Source organism: Gordonia sp. NPDC062954 (assembly GCF_044543825.1).
In the GTDB taxonomy this organism is placed as follows: domain Bacteria; phylum Actinomycetota; class Actinomycetes; order Mycobacteriales; family Mycobacteriaceae; genus Gordonia; species Gordonia tangerina.
This window is the reverse complement of record NZ_JBITWL010000008.1, coordinates 146,966-165,054: the sequence shown is the minus strand read 5'-3', so window position 1 is coordinate 165,054 and position 18,089 is coordinate 146,966. Positions and strand designations below refer to the sequence as shown.

The following is an 18,089-nucleotide window of genomic DNA, read 5'->3' as shown; positions in this document are numbered from 1 at the left end:
GGCGATCAGGCCGGCATCGTCAGCGTTGGATGTCGACGCGATCGTCACCGCTGCGACGGGACTGGATCCAGGCACGCAATTCCTCTAAAGCGTCGTCACCAAGGTCAGGGCCGGTGGTCAGGTCCCACAGCGCCATCACCGGGTCGACGACATCGCCGATGTCAGTAAGTCCGCCGTGATGTGTGCTCCACCAGCGAGCGGTCGCCGCGACGGTGTGGTCTGCGCTCACTCGCAGCGTCACCGTCGCGTCATCGGAGCCGGCCGGCACGAGCCCGAGCGGCGTGAGATCGATGAGTTCGTCGGCGTATACGACGCCTCGTGTCGGGACTCGCCACGGCCGCATCAGATCGGCGGCGATCTCACCGCCGATCTGGGCGCGCACGTCGAGTTCCCGCGTGAAGGACATGACCTCGCGGACCTGTACCGCGGTGTCATCGAGTCCGTACCAGTAGGTTTCCTCCAGGGTCGGTCGGTATCGGGCCAACCAGCCCTCCAGCATCTGTTCCCGTTCCGTCTCAGACAGCGGCGTCGGCCCGGCCCCGGTACGTGCCAGGTGTTTCGACACGGCCTGTTGGGTGATCCCGGCGGCGTCCGCGATGTCGGTTTGCCGCATCGGCTGCGTCGCGAGCATGATGACGCGTTCGACCGCGGCGGACCCGAATGCGCGTGATCGGGGCTGCGGGTGCGTGCGGTCGACTCGCTGATAGGTGTGGCCGCTGAGGATGACCTCGCGAGGTTCGTTGATCACGAGGTCGATACACGGCTCGGCAAGCGCCGCGGCGCGCGCCCTGTCCGATGCCGAGTCGCACACCACCAGTTGTCGCCGGTGCCGGTCCCCAAATTTGAGTGTCGGCGGGAGTCGGTCGTAGCGGTCGATGTCGGCGCGGACTGCCTGGCCCTGGTGCAGGTATTCGATGTGCTTGGTGGTGCCGCTGAGAACTCTCACGCCAGCATCGAGCAGCATTGATGCGACCGAGTTCATTCCTTTAGCATATCTGCAGTCGACAATCCAACAACCGAATTCGAAATTGTCTCTATTCAGTTGTTAGAGAATTCGGCACCTCACAACGTTTCCGTGCGTCAGGGGCTCTGCCCGGGCTCCCATGACGCGCGAACACCACCAGTGATGCTCGGGCCTTCGCTGCTCGCTTGTCGGTAGCGTGTGCCAAAATCTCGCTCACTACGCGGTGCTGAGCACGGCCGCGTCAACCGCCAGCGATCAGCTCCTACCCTCGCCGGACCACCAAGATGCCGAAGGGCCACGAAATGGCTGCTGCCGAACCGAACACTCCGATCATTGCCGACGGGATCTCTTCCGAGCTCCAACTCGCCGTCCTGATCGGGGTTCCTTCCAATATGTGGATCGAGACCACGGAGGCTGGGCTCGCGGTGATGTTCTCCGACGCCGACGAGACCGGGGTTCTCTATCAGCACGACGGGACCGCTTGGCGCCTCGAGGCCGACGACGAACCACTGAGCCCAGGCACCAGCCCGGACGGTACGAGTGAGCTCAGCGCGTTTCCCGCATTCCTGAGTCCTCGACGATTTCGACAGCCCGACGCTGTGCCAACCGAGCCGTTGCCGCTCGATAAGGTCCGTGCGGACGATTACTACGACGAGACCGTGAGCGTCCACCGCCCGGTGATGCAACTCGTGCAGACCCTTACTGCCACCGGGTGGCGCGTGCGGCTCGGCTACGTCGTGCCGTCGCCGTTGGGAGATCCCGCCGGCATCCAGGTACGAGCGACCGCGCCACCCAGCGAACGCTTGCACGACAAGGTTGTTCAACGAGCGCTTGGCAAAGTTCCGGGGATCGTAAAGGTTGTCGCCGACTGGAGCGAGCACCGCGACGGTACGTGGGCGTTCGATCGCATCGGGTTCGTCGCCGGCGACGACATCTGGCCCCGCAGCGACGTCATACTCGCCGACTATGCCGTGGCAATTGCGCCGCCGTGGACATTGGCGGACGGCGTGGATGCGCCCCTCAACAACTTCCGTTCCGCTCCAACCCGACCCGCGATCTCACTGACACCACCCACTCTGCCGAGCGAGCCTGAGCTGGTCGAACGTCGGCAACGCATCGACCAGTGGGCGATCAAGAACGGCTACACCGATGAAGTCCGGCCCGCTAACCCGTCCGCGGTGAAGGCTCTCCTCGCCGAGCAGGGCAAGGGATTTGCCGGCTACTATCTGCTCGAGTTCCGGAACGGAGAATGCTATGTCGGTCAATCGGTCTCGATCGACAAACGACTCGGCCAGCACCTTCTCGTGCATCCTGACACCGTGAGCGTTCGGGTCAAGACAGACCCTGATGCGTCGCTGGCGACCAACACACTGCGCCATCTGCTGCGAGAAGAACGGGCGTTGATCCACTCGGCCCAGACGGCGGGCCTCCACGCGCGCAACAAATCCGAAATGACCGTTGTCACGGGCTCGTCGTCGCTCGACGAAATCATCCCCGCTGACGAACAGGCCGAATGGCTCTCAGCACCAGAACGTGGCAACCGGACCGACGCCCTGGAAGGAAGGCGCTTCGACCTGGCGAACCCAGCCGTGGCCGGGTCCGATAGAAACTTCCGAAACCTGACTGAATTGTGCGGTGAGAGCGCTGGATTGGTTCCTCGCGTCCTCGGTCAGTACCTCAATCGGTGCGTCGTGCACCCGCATGCGACAGAGGGCCATTACTGGAATTTAAGCGCGCCGATGAAAGCTTATCGGGGCGGATCACCAGCTCGCTGCCGCACGATATGTTGCCTCACTGTGGGAATGGTCGAAACTCTCGTGATCCTCCGGGACTTGCAGACAGGCGACATCGATGGCTTCATGCAAGTGAACGGAACTGCGCTGTTCGGTGACACCGATCCCGATACCGCGTACGTCCAATTCAAGCGGCAACATCCCGGTGTCGAGATCCGCGCCGCCGACTACCACGACTCGGGTCCCGACAACCTGAACATCGACTTTCCCAACCTCAGGGTGCTAACCCGCCTCCTCGAGGACCAGAACGTGACTCGGGCGGCCGCGACGGCGACACTTCTTCTGATGCGCGTACGGAGAGCGCCGCGCACGCGCCAGTCAACGCATTGTCCCGAACTCGTGACAGCCGCATGGAATGCCGATTGACCGGCGAACTGTCCTCTACCTGGGTATCCCACGCGGACCCACACAGCGAGATGCGTGTGGATACATCCATCGATACGCGTCGATAACGTCTTGGAGCTGGTGCTCCGGGCGATCGATTTGTCGGTCGCGGGTGTCGTTCGCAGATGCACGATAGGCTTCGGCCAATTTGCGCACCGACGCACGGTCTTCGGGATGGAGCGGTACAACGACGTCGCGCGCTTCACCCTCGGCCACCCGCGTGAGCCCGCGCCCCTCGGCGATCAAGTCATCCCAATACTTCTGATTCAAGGACTCCAACTCCTCCGTGACTGGCGAAACCCGCAGCAGACTGAAGGTAGCCGACTGCGTCAGATCGCCTGACGTGTGAGACACGACAACACGGACGGTCGGACTACCCGCGCGCCATGTCCACGAACTTGCTCAAATGCAGTTGGTGCGCAACGGTAATCGTCGCAGTGGGACCGTTGCGGTGCTTACCCAAGATGATGTCGGCCTCACCGGCGCGCGGGTCGTCGCGCTCGAAGGCGTCGGGACGGTGGAGCAGGATCACCATGTCGGCGTCCTGCTCGAGGCTGTTGTGCAATGCGATGCCGTTGGCGATAAAGTTGTGTGTTCCGGGGACGGTGCCATCGAAAACATCTTGTTCACCGATGGATTCGATCGATGCGATCTCGTCCCAGTAGACGTCGTTGCTGACCATCAGGTCGACATCGACCGAGTCGAGGATGTCGGCGACTTGAGCAAGGACCGATCTGGCGTCGCGCCTGGACCTCGACTCGGCGCCCGCTGCTAGCGACGTTGGGACCAACTCGCGTGCATCCAGCAACGTGTGCAGCTCGTCTGAGACGTGGCGATGGTTGGACACGTCCGCAGTGGCCAGGCGGGCGGGTGATCCCACGCCGAGCTGGGCGGTCAGGTGGGTGAGCTGGTCGTGGCCGGAGACGGTGACGGCGTGGGGTGCGTGGTCTCGATACGCTCGCTCGCCTAGCGGCTCGCGGGCTACTCGACCAGCAGGACGGCCTAGCGGCTCGCGGGCTACTCGACCAGCAGTAGGGCCTAGCGGCTCGCGGGCTACTCCCTGGATCGACTCGTGGCGAACGGAGTGAGTCACGTATCGAGATCGACCAGCGGCAGCGAGATCTACCGCAGCGAACACACCCAAGCGCGACAGCAAGTGGACGAATTCCCATGCCACATCCCCATCCGGCATGGCGAATGTCCACTCATCGGGCGACTTCATCGCGAAGCGCTCAGCGACCTGACCGACAACACTGAGGACGTCCGCTGTCGGCAGCTGACGGACGCTCACGCGATCTCCGGCACCGCAGAACCAGTCGACCGCCGCATCAACCGCCGCGTTGTCCGTCTCAGCGACATGGGCGGGCTCCGGGACCGATCGCGGCGCGGCCACCTTTTCGCCGACCATCAGCTCCGCCAACGGAATCCAGCCGTCCACCGTCAGAAACGGATGGTTCCCGGTCGCCTCGACGACCCGCCCGGACGCCATACGTACCCGGAAGACCTCTTTGCGGCCGCTCGGAAAGACTCTGACCATCCGACGTTTGACCAGACGCATACGCTCGTTGAGCGACCACACCAACGGCTGCTCACCCGTCGCCATCAGCTCACCGAGCGTGACCTCGGACCCATTGTCAGCGCGCAGGATTCGCGCCGAGGCGGGCAAGCATCCCGACTCGCGCAGGTCGGACACCTGCGGCTTCTTGTCTGTCCGCTGTTCCGGCCCGCGGTTGAGCTGACTGATCGCGACCACGGGAACCTCGAGTTCCTTTGCCAGCAGCTTCAATTGGCGGGAGAACTCAGAGACCTCCTGCTGGCGGGACTCGACCTTCTTACCCGAGGTCATCAGCTGCATGTAGTCGACGACGACGAGGCGAAGGTCTTGGCGCTGTTTCAAGCGTCGCGCCTTGGCGCGGATCTCCATCATCGTCAGGTTGGGCGAGTCGTCGATGAACAGTGGAGCCTCGGAGATCTCGCCCATACGGCGGGCGAGACGGGTCCAGTCGTCGTCGGTCATCGATCCGCCACGCATGTCGCCGAGTTTGACCTTCGCCTCCGCCGACAACAGACGCATCACGATCTCGGTCTTGCTCATCTCCAGCGAGAACATGGCGCTGGTCAGCCCGTGATGGATTGAGCACGACCGCAGGAAGTCCATCGCCAGGGTTGAGTTGTGGGTGGGCACCATCGCCTCGCCGGCGAGGTACATGTGGTCGTCGTTGTCCACCTCGACGCAGCGCACCGGCACCGAGTCGATGGGCCGCACGTCGACCAGCCTGCGCACCCCGGCGCGTCGGCGGAGCTCCTTGTGCCGAATTGCCTTGTGGTGCACGGTGAACACATCGTCGTCGGCGTCCACACGCAGCCAGCCGGTGGCCGAGCGCTTGTAGCTGTACCCCAAACCCGCCACCAGGTCGGCGACGACGGCAGTCATGTGCCGCGTGGCGGCCGGCACCGTGATCCAACCGTCGTCGTCGACCGTGGCACGCGCGTCGAGCAACCCCGCGAGCAGTGCCCGACGCTGCGCGATCGACCCCCGCAGATACTCGAACGGGATGCGCCCGCCGAGATCGGCCATCAATGTCATCACGTCGACGGGGCCCTCGGCGTCGATCCGCATGCTGATCTCGGGATCGTCGAAGGCCATCCCCGCCAGCGCGGCGACGGTATAGGGCCCGTAGGCGAAGCGCTTACGCGGCAGATCCAGCGGCTCGGTGTTGCGGACCACCGCGCACCCGACGTGGGCCCGTAGGGTGCCGGTGGTGACGGTCTGGCGTTTGCCGTCGATGTCGGCCACCCACTGGTGCTCTTCGTCGGCGACGAGCATGGTGCCGTCGTTGAATTCGACCTCGTAACAGGGTCGTTCGGTCATCACGTCGGTCGCGGCGACCACCCGCGTCGGGCGGCCCCGGGCGTCGAGCAGCTGATCGCCGACGCCGACGGTACCCATGGTGGTCCAGCCCGTCGGGGTGGGTAGCGGGGTGTCGAGTGCGAGCGCCTTGCCCACGCCGGGACGTGCGGCGACGATGATCATCTGCCCGGGATGCAAGCCGTTGGTGATCTTGTCCAGATCCACGAAGCCGGTCGGCACGCCGAGTGAGATCCCGCCGCGCGAGGCGATGGAGTCGATCTCGTCCATCGTCGGTTGCAGCAGTTCCTCGAGCGGCACATAGTCCTCGGCGGTGCGACGCTCGGTCACCTCGTACACCTCGGCCTGAGCGCGGTCGACGACCTCCGCGACGTCCTGTCCGTCGGCACCGGCATAGCCGAACTGCACGATGCGGGTTCCGGCCGTCACCAGACGACGCAGAATGGCCTTTTCCGCGACGATCTCGGCGTAATAGCCGGCGTTGGCTGCGGTCGGCACGGTGGAGATCAACGTGTGCAGATAGGGCGCTCCGCCGACCCGGCGCAGTTCACCGGCGCGCTCCAATTCGGCCGACACCGTGACCGCGTCGGCCGGCTCCCCCTTGCCGTACAGCTCGAGGATCGCGTCGTAGACCGCCTGATGCGCGGGTCGGTAGAAGTCCGCGGACCGAAGTTTCTCGACCACGTCGGCGATGGCGTCCTTGGATAGCAGCATGCCGCCGAGCACCGACTGCTCGGCCGCCATGTCCTGGGGCGGTTGCCGCCCGAAGTCCTCCGCGGGAACGTCGTCGTTCCGACGGCCAGCTCGTCCACCGGACACCGGCTCCAAATGGCCCGGTTCATGCCCGCGGTCATCGACTACTGCCACCCGTGTCAAACCTCTCGCAGTACTTGCACCACTCGACCTCGAGTGGGTCCGACTCTGTGGCGTCTGCGGCGTGTGCCGCCGACGTCGGTCGTGCTTGCCTCCGTGATATCCGGTGGCACCGACAGGTTTCCCCGACGGACCCCGAGCGCTCACGCAGAAGCACTGACGGAGCACATTAGATCCCCGATCCGCGCCCGCTCAAACGCACTTGTGCACAACACTGTCAGCAAACTGTGGACGGACTGTGGACGCGATCGGGAGTGTTGTTAACCCCCTGTGCACAACATGGGGAAACACTTCCTGTGGACAAATATCGTCGCAGGTCACGGGCACAATGCTTCATCCACAGTGAGCGTGGAAAATTCCCTCGGCGTGTCACGCGGAGCGAGGGAATCGGCGTGTTGCGTTCAAGGATCAACCACGCGTTGCCAACAACTCGGTAAACATCGGGTGTGACCCGGGTAACACCTGGTCAATGCGTACGCCAGGTATCAGGCCGGAGTGGGTCGACTGTCCACAGAATCGCTACGACCGGGCCCGCGCACCTCGCACGTGTGCTGGAATGGTCGGCGTGGGGAGGCAACAATTTCTGCGCCAATTGCGCACACACCGACCGCGGCGCACCGTGGCCACGATCATCGCCGCGTTCGGCGTCGCCGTGGTGACCGCGCTGACGGCTCCCGCGCCGAGTTCGTCGGCCGTCCCTCCCGGCCCGACACTGCCGGTCGAGTTCGATCTGGCCCGATATCAGCCGGTCAATCCCGAGCAGTACCGCTCCCTGGCCTACGTCGACAACGGTCGCGGATTCTTGCGGGTCGGACGCTGGATGTGTCAGATCGGTCCTGGCTACCGCTACGTGGGTTGTCAGGGGCATCCGGCGACGGCGCCGGCGGGGATCCGAGGCGCGGCGATCTCCGGTGATCAGCAGGGTCCGTGGTGGGTGCCGCCGGCCACCACGTATCGCTTCGATGCACCGTCGGGTTTCGTGCCGCCGACGTTGTCGGTGGGCAGCAGAGTCACCCTCTACGGCGTCACCTGCACCGCGCCTCGAGCCGATGTCGTGGCCTGCCGAACCGGCTCGCGGGCGCTGATCTTCACCCCGGGCTGGCACAAATTCTTCTTCCCCAGTGGCGATACCGCGCACAGCCCGAATCCGGCGCCGCGCTATCTGCCGCCGCGACTGCAGTACTGGAATCAGTTGCCGGCGTCCCCGGTCCCGCCGCGCTGACGGTTCCCGGGGTCCACGGTCAGATGAAGGACCGGAGTTGTGTGGCGAAATCGAACACCCAAGCATGCGAGCGTCGATGCGCCTGACTGCGTGACGGAGGTGCGCTCGCGCGAGCGGCAGCGGCAGCAACCCTCCGCTCGCGGCGTTCGACCCTGCGTTGGGTCCGTTCTCGGGCCGCGATGACCTGGCGTTGCTCGTGGCGTGCGAAATCGATCGACGGCTGAAAGAAGTAGACGAGCACGGCGACGATGGCGCCGACAATGATGATGGTGATGAGCATGGCGAACGTCTCCTGCATGGCTGTGATGTGTTGTCGCACGAGCCCTGTGGACGTTCGCCTCGTTGCGCCCATCCGGTCCCCCCGGATATGGCGAACTCGTGGGAATGACGCTACGGCGGGTTTGCGGGTGTGCCACGCGTACTGCGCTACGCGAGTTTGACGGGTGGGGGCGTCATCGGTCTGCCGACTACGCAGGTGGGATCTTCGTCGTGGTGGGTGGCGCTGGTCTCGATACGTCCTCGCCTAGCGGCTCGGACTACTCGACCAGCAGTTGGGACTCGACGCTCGGCCTACTCCTTGGATCGAGTAGCCGCGAACGGAGTGAGTGGCGTATCGAGATCCTTGGATCGAGTAGCCGCGAACGGAGTGAGTGGCGTATCGAGATCCTTGGATCGAGTAGCTGCGAACGGAGTGAGTGGCGTATCGAGATCGACCAGGTCCGATAACCGGGCACGGAAGAATATGGGCGACACCGAGAGCGGCAATTTTTCGGGGTGGGTAAAGTTCTTCTCACGTTGAACAAGCAGCGACCCGGCACCGCCGTGTGATCGTTGCTGGCCGGGTCTTGAGCCGGTGAGAGGTCCTCCGACTTGAAATTCGACAGAGTCGACAGCGCTCGACTCCAGCGTCAGATCGCCGATCTGATGGAACGGGTGCAACGCCATGCCGAGACCGACGTATCGCTGGCCCTCGACGACCTTGCCGTCGGTGCGGCCGGGTTGATCCCGGGCGCACAGTACGCGGCGGTCACCGTGACCACCGAGAAGAACATCGTGGACACGCCTGCATCCACCCACTGCAATCCGGCGATCCTCGACGACATCCAGCACAGCGTGCACGAAGGCCCCTACCTACAGCTCGTCGCGGACAAGGAGCCGATCCGGATAGACGATCTGGCGCAGGAGACGCGCTGGCCCACCTACTGCCGGCTGGCCCTCGAGCGCACCCCGATCCGATCGCTGCTGAAGTTCCCGCTCGCCGGTTCGACGCACACGCTTGGCGCGCTGACGGTGTGCGCCGACAACCCACACGCCTTCGACGAGGACGCCTTCGACGTCGGCCACGCCTACGCCACGCATGCGTCGCTGGCGTGGGATGCGCTGCGCCGCAAAGAACAATTCGCCATTGCCCTGGCGACCCGCGACATCATCGGCCAGGCGAAGGGCATCATCATGGAGCGTTATCGCTGCAGCGCCGACCACGCCTTCGGGCTGCTCAAAAAGCTGTCACAGGAGTCGAATCGGCCACTGCGCGATGTGGCGCGCCAACTCGTGGATGTCGATGCCCCGGTGGCCGAAGCGGGCGACGCCGGCGTGTGACGCCGCGCCCGTGCAGCGCCCCGACGCAACGATGCCGGCCGGCCCCCAGAGGGACCGGCCGGCATCGTTGAACGACCAGAGGTCGGGTCAGCCTGCGACGACCGCGAGCTCGACGGTCGCCCGCACGTCCGGGTGCAGGTTCACCACGACCGGGTAGTTGCCGGTGGCCTTGATATGGCCCTTCGGCAGCTCCACGTTGCGCTTGTCGACGGCCGGCCCACCGGCCGAGCGGATCGCACTGGCGACGTCAGCGGCGGTCACCGAACCGAACAGCTTGCCCGAGTCGTGGGTCTTGACACCCAGCGAGACCTCGGCGAGGCCCTCGATGGCCTGCTTCAGCTCGTTGGCGTGCTCGAGTCCACGGACCTCGCGGGCAGCCTGCACGCGACGGATGTCCTCGACCTGCTTCTCCGCACCACGGGTGGCCTTGATGGCCAGCCCGCGGGGCAGCAGGTAGTTGCGGCCGTAGCCGTCCTTGACCTCGACGGAGTCGCCGGCCTCGCCGAGGTTCTCCACGGCGGCGGTCAGGATGAGTTTCATATCAGTCCCCTTCCCGCTCAGCGTCCGGTCGAGGTGAACGGCAGCAGCGCCACCTCACGCGAGTTCTTCACGGCCACAGCGACATCGCGCTGGTGCTGCACGCAGTTGCCGGTCACACGACGCGACCGGATCTTGCCGCGATCGGACAGGAAACGGCGCAGCAGCGCAGTGTCCTTGTAGTCGATGACGGCCTTCTTGTCTTTGCAGAAGCTGCACGCCTTGGTCTTGGTGACCTTCTCGACGCGAGGCTTCCGGCTGCTCTTTGCCTTTGCCATTGGTACTCCAGTGTGTTTCTAGAAAGGTGGTTCGTCGTCCCCGCCACCGAACGATCCGCTGCTCGCGGGCGCGCTGCCCCAAGGATCGTCGGCAACCTGCTGACCTCCTCCGCCGCCGCGGCTACCGCCGCCGCCGGAGGAGAATCCGCCGCCTCCGCCGCCACGCGAGGCCTTGTTGACCTTCGCGGTGGCGTATTTCAGCGAGGGACCGATCTCGTCGACCTCGAGTTCCACCACAGTGCGCTTCTCACCCTCACGGGTTTCGAACGACCGCTGCTTGAGGCGGCCCTGCACAACGACCCGGGTTCCCTTGGACAGGCTTTCCGTCACGTTCTCCGCGGCGTCACGCCAGATGTTGCAGCGGAGGAACAGCGCTTCGCCGTCCTTCCACTCATTGGTCTGACGATCGAAGGTCCGCGGCGTGGAGGCCACCGTGAAATTGGCCACCGCGGCGCCCGACGGCGTGAACCGCAGTTCCGGATCGGCGGTCAGGTTACCTACGACGGTGATGACGGTGTCGCCTGCCATGTGTCTCCCCTTGGGTCGTGGTTGGGCACTCGTTGATCGACGCGTACCGGGATGTTGGGTTCAACCCTAGAGCCCGGCACCGACTGCATTGGTGTCGATCGAGGAACTGTGGATTACTTCCGCAGGACCTTGGTGCGCAGCACCGACTCGTTCAGCTTGAGCTGGCGGTCGAGCTCGGTGACCGTCTTGGGCTCCGCGTTGAGGTCGATGACCGCGTAGATGCCCTCGTTGTGCTTGGCGATCTCGTAGGCGAGACGGCGCTTGCCCCAGATGTCGACACCATCCACCTTGCCGCCATCCGTGCGGACAACGTTGAGGAAAGTATCCAGTGAGGGTGCGACGGTGCGCTCGTCCAGATTCGGATCGAGAATGACCATCAATTCGTAGTGACGCATAAGACCACATCACCTCCTATGGGCTAGGTCGGCCACGGACTGTCCGTGGCAGGAGGGTCGCCTGCGTCGGCAACCGCTCCAAGATACACGACACACCCCTGACCAGCGAAATCGATGCGCGATGGACGACAACGCGCGGCAGCGGTCGTTTTGTGCGTTTGTGACAACCGTTGTCGCAGACTTCGTCCCGCCGGGACGTGGTGTGGATCACAATCGGGCCATTAGCGTCAAGCAGCACACAGTCCACGACGCGTGAAGGTGCGTGATGACAGTTTTCGACTATCTGCCATGGCGGCTCGCCGCCCGATCGACTACGGCGCCGGCGGTGTCCGATGACCGGATCACCCTGACGCACAGCGAGTTCGATGAGCGCACGACTGCGGTCGCGGAGCAACTGCGCGATGCAGGGGTAGGTGTCGGCGACGTCGTGGCGGTCATGCTGCCCAACCGTGCCGAGCTGGTGATCGTGGTCGGCGCCGCCTGGCGGGTCGGCGCCGCGGCCACCCCGATCAATCCGGCGTTCACCGCCGAGGAGGCGTCGCGGCAGATAGGCGATTCGGGTGCCCGCGTCGTCGTCACCGTCGACGGGCACTCTCCGCACCCCGATGCGACCGCGATAGGCGTCGACGACCTCGCCACCGAGATCACCGTCGACGTCCCGCCGCGCGAACCCGGACCCGACGACCTGGCGCTGGTGATCTACACCAGCGGGTCGACCGGCCGGCCGAAGGGTGCGATGCTCACCCACGCCAACGTAGACGCGATGACGTCGATGATGGTCGACCATTTCGGCCTCACCCCGGCCGACCACTGCATGCTGATCCTGCCGCTGTTCCACGTGAACGCGCTGATGGTCTCCACGTTCGCGCCACTGCGCGCCGGCGGGCACGTCACCATCGTCGGCTCGTTCTCGGCAAGCCGGTTCTTCGACGACCTGGCACGGTTGCGGCCCACCTACTTTTCCGCGGTACCAACCATCTTCGCGTTGCTCGCCGCAACACCGGCCGACGTCGAGCCGGACACGTCGTCGGTACGTTTCGCGGTCTGCGGTGCCGCGCCGGTGTCCGAGGAGCTGCTGGCTGCGGTGTCGGATCGGTTCGGCTTCACCATGGTCGAGGGGTACGGCCTCACCGAGGGCACCTGCGCGTCGGCGTGCAACCCGGTCGACGGGATCCGCAAACTCGGCACCGTCGGCCCGGCCATCGCCGGTCAGCAGATCCGCATCGTCGACCCCGACGGCAACGACGTACCAGCGGGTGAACGCGGTGAGGTGCTGATCGGCGGGCCTACGGTGATGGCCGGCTACCTCAATAACCCGGAGGCCACCGCCGCCACGATCGTCGACGGATGGCTGCACACCGGCGACGTCGGCATCCTCGACGCCGACGGCTACCTACAGGTCGTGGACCGCATCAAGGACATGATCATCCGGGGCGGGGAGAACCTCTATCCCAAAGAGATCGAGTCGGCCCTCGCCAGCGCACCAGGCGTACTCGAGGTGGCCGTCGTCGGCCGACCCGACACCCTGCTCGGCGAGGTTCCGGTCGCCTACGTGGTGGGCTATCCGGACGCCGACGTCTCGGCCGACGAGCTGCGCGCGCACTGCGCCGATCATCTGACGCGCGTGAAAGTGCCCGCCGAGATCACCGTGCTGCCGGCCTTGCCCAAGAACCCGGTGGGCAAGATCGACAAACCCACGCTGCGAGCACGACTCATGGCCGTCTGAGCCCGGTCGACGGTCGTCACCCACGGCCGCCGGCCTCAACCACCGAAGACCGCACACACGAACACCTCGTCGTGCGGCGATACCCCCTACCCGAAAACACCTGACAGGAAAGGACTCCCCATGGGATTCAAGACAGCCGAGATGCCGCCGGTGGACCCGGCCGAGTTCGGCTCGATGCCGTTCATGGCGCGGATGAAGCTGTTAGCCGTGCACTGGGCCGAACACGGCTTCGGCGGCCCGAAACAGCTCAACATGCTCTACATCTACAAGATGGCCTTCTACGCCATCGTCGGCGTCGCGCTGGTGGGCCTGACGACACCCGGGTTGGGCGGGTTCGCCGAGTTCACGTCCTGGTGGACCGAGCCGATCGTCTACATCAAGCTGATGGCCTGGACGGTGCTGTTCGAGGTACTCGGTCTGGCCTCTTCGTCGGGTCCGCTGGCGTTCAAGTTCTCCCCGTTCATCGGCGGTTGCCTGTACTGGCTCAAACCGGGCACGATCCGGGTGCCGGCCTGGCCGGGCAAGGTGCCCTTCACACGCGGCGACACCCGGCAGTACTGGGATATCGCGATCTACGCGCTGATCCTGGCGAACCTGGTGTTCCTGGTGGTCTTCCCCGGCACCCAAACCGCGCGGGTCCCGGGCAGTGAGGCCGGCCTGCCACCGCAGTGGGCGATGTTCAGCTACATCGGCCTCATCGTCGCGATGGGCTTGCGCGACAAGACCGTCTTCCTCGCCGCCCGTTCCGAGCAGTATCTGGCGGCACTGTTCGTCTTCGCCGCGGCCGGCTCGGTGGTCGACATGATCGTCGCAGCCAAGATCTTCATGTTCGCCAGCTGGTTCGGCGCCGGCATCTCGAAACTGGGCCGCCACTTCAGCCCCGTCATCGCCGCGATGGTGTCCAACACGCCGTGGATCACCTCGACCCGCCTCAAGCGCAAGCTCTACCGCGACTTCCCGCGCGATCTACGACCCTCACACCTGAGCAGCTCGATCGGGCACGGCTTGGGCACCGTCGTCGAACTGGCGCTGCCGTTGATCCTGCTGTTCTCGACCAACAAGTGGCTGACCCTGGCCGCGCTGATCGGCATGCTCGGTTTCCACTTCTTCATCATCTCGACGTTCCCGCTCGCGGTGCCGCTGGAATGGAATGTGTTCTTCATGTTCTCGGCCTGGTTCCTGTTCTGGCTGCACCCGGCCGGTGAGGGCTGGGCGGTGACCGACATGAGCACCGGCTGGTTGATCTTCGCCATCGTCGCGGCGGCGACGTTCCCGGTCCTGGGCAACCTCCGACCCGACCTGGTGTCGTTCCTGCCGTCGATGCGGCAGTACGCCGGCAACTGGGCCTCGGCGGTCTGGGCGTTCCGCGGCCGCCACGCAGAGGAGAAGCTGAACACCTATCTGACCAAGTCCAACGCCAACCAGATCGATCAACTCACCGCGGCCTACGGCTCGGAGGTCGGCGAGATCTTCATGCAGAAGGCCGTCGCGTGGCGGACGATGCACTCGATGGGTCGTGCATTGATCTCGCTGCTGATGCGCCACACCGACGACCTCGACAATTACGTCGTCCGCGAGGGTGAGTTCGTGTGCACCACGCTGATCGGCTGGCAGTTCGGCGACGCCCATCTGCACAATGAGCGCACCATCGCCGCGGTCCAGCGCCGCTGCAACTTCGCTCCCGGCGAGCTGATCGTCACCTGGACCGAATCGCAGCCGATCCACAAGAACTACGTGGCATACAAGGTCATCGACGCAGCGCTCGGCGTGGTGGAACGCGGCACGTATGTGGTCAAGGACGCCACCGAGGAACTGCCGTGGCTGCCGAACGGTCCGATCAAGCACACGATCACCTGGACCCGGCCCGGCTATGTGGCACCGTCGGACGGCTCCGCATATGTGACCGCCGGGGCTGCCACGACCGCCGACATCGAGGTCACCGCCGAGCCTAAGGTGGGTGCATGACACAGGGCGTCGTGGTCGGTAGCGGGCCGAACGGGCTCGCTGCCGCCATCACGCTGGCCGCCGCCGGCGTCTCGGTCACCGTCCTCGAGGCGGCGCAGACGCCCGGCGGTGGCACCCGATCCGGTCAGGTCACGGTGCCTGGACTGCTGCACGACGAGTGTTCGGGCTTTCATCCGCTGGCCACCGACAACCCGTTCACCCGGCGATTCGATCTCGCTGCTCACGGATTACGTTGGGCACTACCGCCGGTGCAGTACGCGCATCCGCTCGATGGCGGGCGCGGGGCTGCCGTCCACCGATCGGTGACGACGACGGCGCAGGGCCTCGGCGTCGACGGCGACCGATACGCGCGCGTGTTCGGCCCGCTCACCGATCGGTTCGACGCGATCGCCACCGAATTCCTGCAGCCGATGCTGCATCTGCCGCGCCATCCCATCGCGCTGGGTCGGTTCGGTGTCCTCGCCGCTCCCCCAGCGACCTGGGTGGGCCGCCTGTTCTCCACCGATGAAGCGGCCGCATTGTGGGCGGGGGTGGCAGCGCACGCATTTCATCCCTTGTCGACGCCGCTGTCGTCGGCGATCGGGGCCGCGTTGGGCACCGCCGCGCATCGCTTCGGCTGGCCCGTCGCGGTGGGTGGGTCACAGGCCATCGGGGCTTCGATGATGTCGCTGTTGACATCGCTGGGCGGGCGGGTCGAGACCGGGGTGACGGTCTCGAGCCTCGACGACCTCGGCGATCCCGACATCGTCCTGCTCGACACCGCTCCCCGTGCCGCCGCGGCGATCCTCGGGGCGCGGCAACCGCCGCGCATCGCCCGGGCCTACCGCCGGTATCGGCATGGCCCGGCGGCCTTCCAGGTGGCATTCGCGGTGCGCGACGGCGTGCCGTGGTCGTTCGCGCCGGCGCGGCAGGCCGGCACCGTACATGCGGTCGGCGACGCCGCCGCCGTGGTGACCGCCGAACGCGAGGTGTGGCATGGGCGCATGCCGGACGAGCCGTTCCTCCTCGTCGGCCAGCAGTATCTCGCCGATCGCGACCGGTCGGTGGGCGACATCCATCCGGTCGACGTATACGCCCATGTACCCGCCGGGTTCCGCGGTGATGCGCGGCATCAGATCATGGACCAGATCGAACGGTTCGCACCTGGCTTTCGCGAGCGGATCGTGGCCACCCATATCCGCGCGACCGCCGACATCACCGCCGACAACGCGAACTACGTCGCCGGCGACATCATCACCGGCGCGAACACCCCCACACAGCTGATCTTCCGGCCGCGGGTCGCGGCGAACCCGTACGCGACGGGCGTGGAAGGCGTATATCTGTGCTCGGCCGCCACCCCGCCCGGTGCGGGCGCCCATGGGATGTGCGGATGGCATGCGGCCCGATCCGCGCTGCGACATCGAGGTTTGCTCGACGCACTGGACCGGCCGAGCGAGCCGATGGCCGCCGACCTGAAGCGGCCGCGATGAGCAGCGGGTCGCTTCAGCGTCGTCTTGTCTCGCCGAATGCACCGGAGGCGGCCGAAGTGCATCGTCTGGTCGCCGTGGTGGGCGACCGTTTGCAGGCGCGCTTCGCCGAGATCAACGCGTCGATGAATGCGGCCATCGAGGCCGGCATGGACGAACTCACCGAACCGGATCTGCTCGACATGCTGCACGCCAGCGTAGAAGGCAACATCACCACGATCCTGCAGATGATCCGCAACGACATCCCGCTCGACCACGTGCAGCCTATCACCGCGGCCACCGAGTACGCCGACCGGCTGGGGCAGCGCGGCATCCCGGCGTCGTCGTTGCGGCGCGCCTACCACTTCGGGTCCGACGATCTGCTCGCGTTCATGTTCGAGGAGATCCGCGGACTCGACTGTCCGCCGGAGATGCAACTGCATGTGTTGCATCACCTGTCGGGGTGGATGCACAAGTACGTGGACTGGATCACCGGGGTGGTGCTGGAGATCCACGAAGAGGGCCGACGGTTCTCGGTCGAGCAGAACGCCACCGTGGTGTCGGCGATGGTGGGCAAGGTGCTGCGCGGCGAGGACCTGACGGCCGGCGAGTTCGCACTGCGAACGGGTTACTCGCTGCAACCACTTCATCTTGCGGCGACATTGTGGATCGATCGCGCCAACCCGGGTAGCGACGACACCGGATTGCTGGAGACGACGGCACGAGAGATGGCCGGCCGTCTGGGGTGTGTGCGACCGCCGTTGTTCACCGTCGTGGACCGCAGCACGGCGTGGGTCTGGTTCGGTTCCCCCGCAGATGTGGACCCGACGAATGACGCGGTGCTGCGCTCCGTCACCGCCGCAGTGCCCGGTCTGCGGGTGGCTTTCGGCGCCCCCGCGTCGGGCACCGACGGGTTCCGTAGCAGCCACGATCAGGCCGAGGCCATCAAACATGTGGCCATCGTGTCCACCAACCCGGCGATGAGCGTCGTCGGGCACAACGTGGAAGGGATGGCGGTGGTGGCGGTTCTGGCCCGAGACCTCGACGCCACCCGACGGTGGGTGCACGACGTCCTCGGCCCGCTGTCGCTCGATACCGACGCGGCCGCGCGTCTGCGGGAGACCGTGCGCACGTTCCTGAGTTCCGGCAACAGCTATGTGACCACCGCCGAGAAACTGAACATGCACCGCAACACGGTGAAGTACCGCCTCGGGCGTGCCACCGACGAATTGGGCCGGCCGCTGTCCGAACGCCGCCTGGACACCGAGCTGGCGCTGCACGTCGCCGAAATCCTGGGTTCCGTGGTGCTCACCGGGTCGTCATGAGCACGGGGTCGTCATGAGCACGGGAAACCCCAACGGACGCCAAGGCCTCCTGAAATCAGCTCCGTGAGCGTCGTCCGAGGGGATATCCCCTCGGACGAGGCTCAGGGAGCTGATTTCAGTCACCGTCATGCGGCACCGCCGGCCGCCGGATGCCGACGAGCGCCACGTGTGTCCAGGCCCGACCGG

The 18,089-nt window shown here is 65.6% G+C and carries 14 protein-coding genes; 7 read left to right on the top strand and 7 right to left on the bottom strand.

From position 1 onward, the window contains the following. Window positions 1-19: 19 nt before the first annotated feature. The gene (locus tag ACIGKQ_RS10830; RefSeq protein ID WP_396573571.1) at window positions 20-982 is read right to left on the bottom strand and encodes a hypothetical protein; all 963 of its coding nucleotides are present in this window, start codon (window positions 980-982) and stop codon (window positions 20-22) included. 284 nt (window positions 983-1,266) lie between these two features. On the opposite strand from ACIGKQ_RS10830, the gene ACIGKQ_RS10825 reads away from it, so the two are divergent. Continuing rightward, entirely contained in the window at window positions 1,267-3,123 is a 1,857-nt protein-coding gene (locus ACIGKQ_RS10825) for a GIY-YIG nuclease family protein (protein ID WP_396573569.1), read from the top strand. Between the two features lie 391 nt (window positions 3,124-3,514). On the opposite strand, the gene dnaB is transcribed toward ACIGKQ_RS10825, so the two are convergent. Further along, window positions 3,515-6,877, bottom strand: coding sequence for a replicative DNA helicase (dnaB, locus tag ACIGKQ_RS10820; RefSeq protein WP_396573568.1), 3,363 nt, complete (start codon window positions 6,875-6,877; stop codon window positions 3,515-3,517). Between the two features lie 562 nt (window positions 6,878-7,439). Between dnaB and ACIGKQ_RS10815 the strand changes: the two genes are divergently transcribed. Beyond that, window positions 7,440-8,105, top strand: coding sequence for a hypothetical protein (locus ACIGKQ_RS10815; RefSeq protein ID WP_396573566.1), 666 nt, complete (start codon window positions 7,440-7,442; stop codon window positions 8,103-8,105). A gap of 19 nt (window positions 8,106-8,124) precedes the next feature. Here ACIGKQ_RS10815 and ACIGKQ_RS10810 read toward each other — a convergent pair whose 3' ends face one another. After that, complete coding sequence (locus ACIGKQ_RS10810; protein ID WP_266063681.1) at window positions 8,125-8,403, bottom strand: hypothetical protein; 279 nt, start codon at window positions 8,401-8,403, stop codon at window positions 8,125-8,127. Between the two features lie 572 nt (window positions 8,404-8,975). Between ACIGKQ_RS10810 and ACIGKQ_RS10805 the strand changes: the two genes are divergently transcribed. Further along, the gene (locus ACIGKQ_RS10805; protein ID WP_266063682.1) at window positions 8,976-9,704 is read left to right on the top strand and encodes a GAF and ANTAR domain-containing protein; all 729 of its coding nucleotides are present in this window, start codon (window positions 8,976-8,978) and stop codon (window positions 9,702-9,704) included. Window positions 9,705-9,791: 87 nt separating this feature from the next. Here the strand turns inward: ACIGKQ_RS10805 and rplI are convergent, their stop codons facing one another. From rplI to rpsF, 4 genes are all read right to left on the bottom strand, one after another. Further along, window positions 9,792-10,244, bottom strand: coding sequence for a 50S ribosomal protein L9 (gene rplI, locus ACIGKQ_RS10800; protein ID WP_235723418.1), 453 nt, complete (start codon window positions 10,242-10,244; stop codon window positions 9,792-9,794). A gap of 17 nt (window positions 10,245-10,261) precedes the next feature. Then, the gene (rpsR, locus tag ACIGKQ_RS10795) at window positions 10,262-10,519 is read right to left on the bottom strand and encodes a 30S ribosomal protein S18 (RefSeq protein ID WP_160901853.1); all 258 of its coding nucleotides are present in this window, start codon (window positions 10,517-10,519) and stop codon (window positions 10,262-10,264) included. An 18-nt stretch (window positions 10,520-10,537) separates the two neighbouring features. Beyond that, window positions 10,538-11,047, bottom strand: coding sequence for a single-stranded DNA-binding protein (locus ACIGKQ_RS10790; protein ID WP_266063684.1), 510 nt, complete (start codon window positions 11,045-11,047; stop codon window positions 10,538-10,540). A 113-nt stretch (window positions 11,048-11,160) separates the two neighbouring features. Further along, window positions 11,161-11,442: a 30S ribosomal protein S6 gene (gene rpsF, locus ACIGKQ_RS10785; RefSeq protein ID WP_235723416.1), complete on the bottom strand. Its 282-nt coding sequence runs from the start codon at window positions 11,440-11,442 to the stop codon at window positions 11,161-11,163. A gap of 265 nt (window positions 11,443-11,707) precedes the next feature. Between rpsF and ACIGKQ_RS10780 the strand changes: the two genes are divergently transcribed. From ACIGKQ_RS10780 to ACIGKQ_RS10765, 4 genes are all read left to right on the top strand, one after another. After that, complete coding sequence (locus tag ACIGKQ_RS10780; RefSeq protein ID WP_396573563.1) at window positions 11,708-13,168, top strand: class I adenylate-forming enzyme family protein; 1,461 nt, start codon at window positions 11,708-11,710, stop codon at window positions 13,166-13,168. Window positions 13,169-13,288: 120 nt separating this feature from the next. After that, entirely contained in the window at window positions 13,289-15,133 is a 1,845-nt protein-coding gene (locus ACIGKQ_RS10775; protein ID WP_396573561.1) for a DUF3556 domain-containing protein, read from the top strand. Beyond that, window positions 15,130-16,602 carry a phytoene desaturase family protein gene (locus ACIGKQ_RS10770; protein ID WP_396573560.1) on the top strand — a complete coding sequence of 491 codons (1,473 nt, stop codon included), beginning with the start codon at window positions 15,130-15,132 and terminating at the stop codon, window positions 16,600-16,602. Before ACIGKQ_RS10775 ends, ACIGKQ_RS10770 begins: the two co-directional genes overlap by 4 nt. Continuing rightward, window positions 16,599-17,903 (top strand): CdaR family transcriptional regulator, encoded by a 1,305-nt coding sequence (locus tag ACIGKQ_RS10765; protein WP_287016355.1) that lies wholly within the window; start codon window positions 16,599-16,601, stop codon window positions 17,901-17,903. The genes ACIGKQ_RS10770 and ACIGKQ_RS10765 overlap by 4 nt, the downstream gene beginning before the upstream one ends. The last annotated feature ends 186 nt before the right edge of the window (window positions 17,904-18,089 follow it).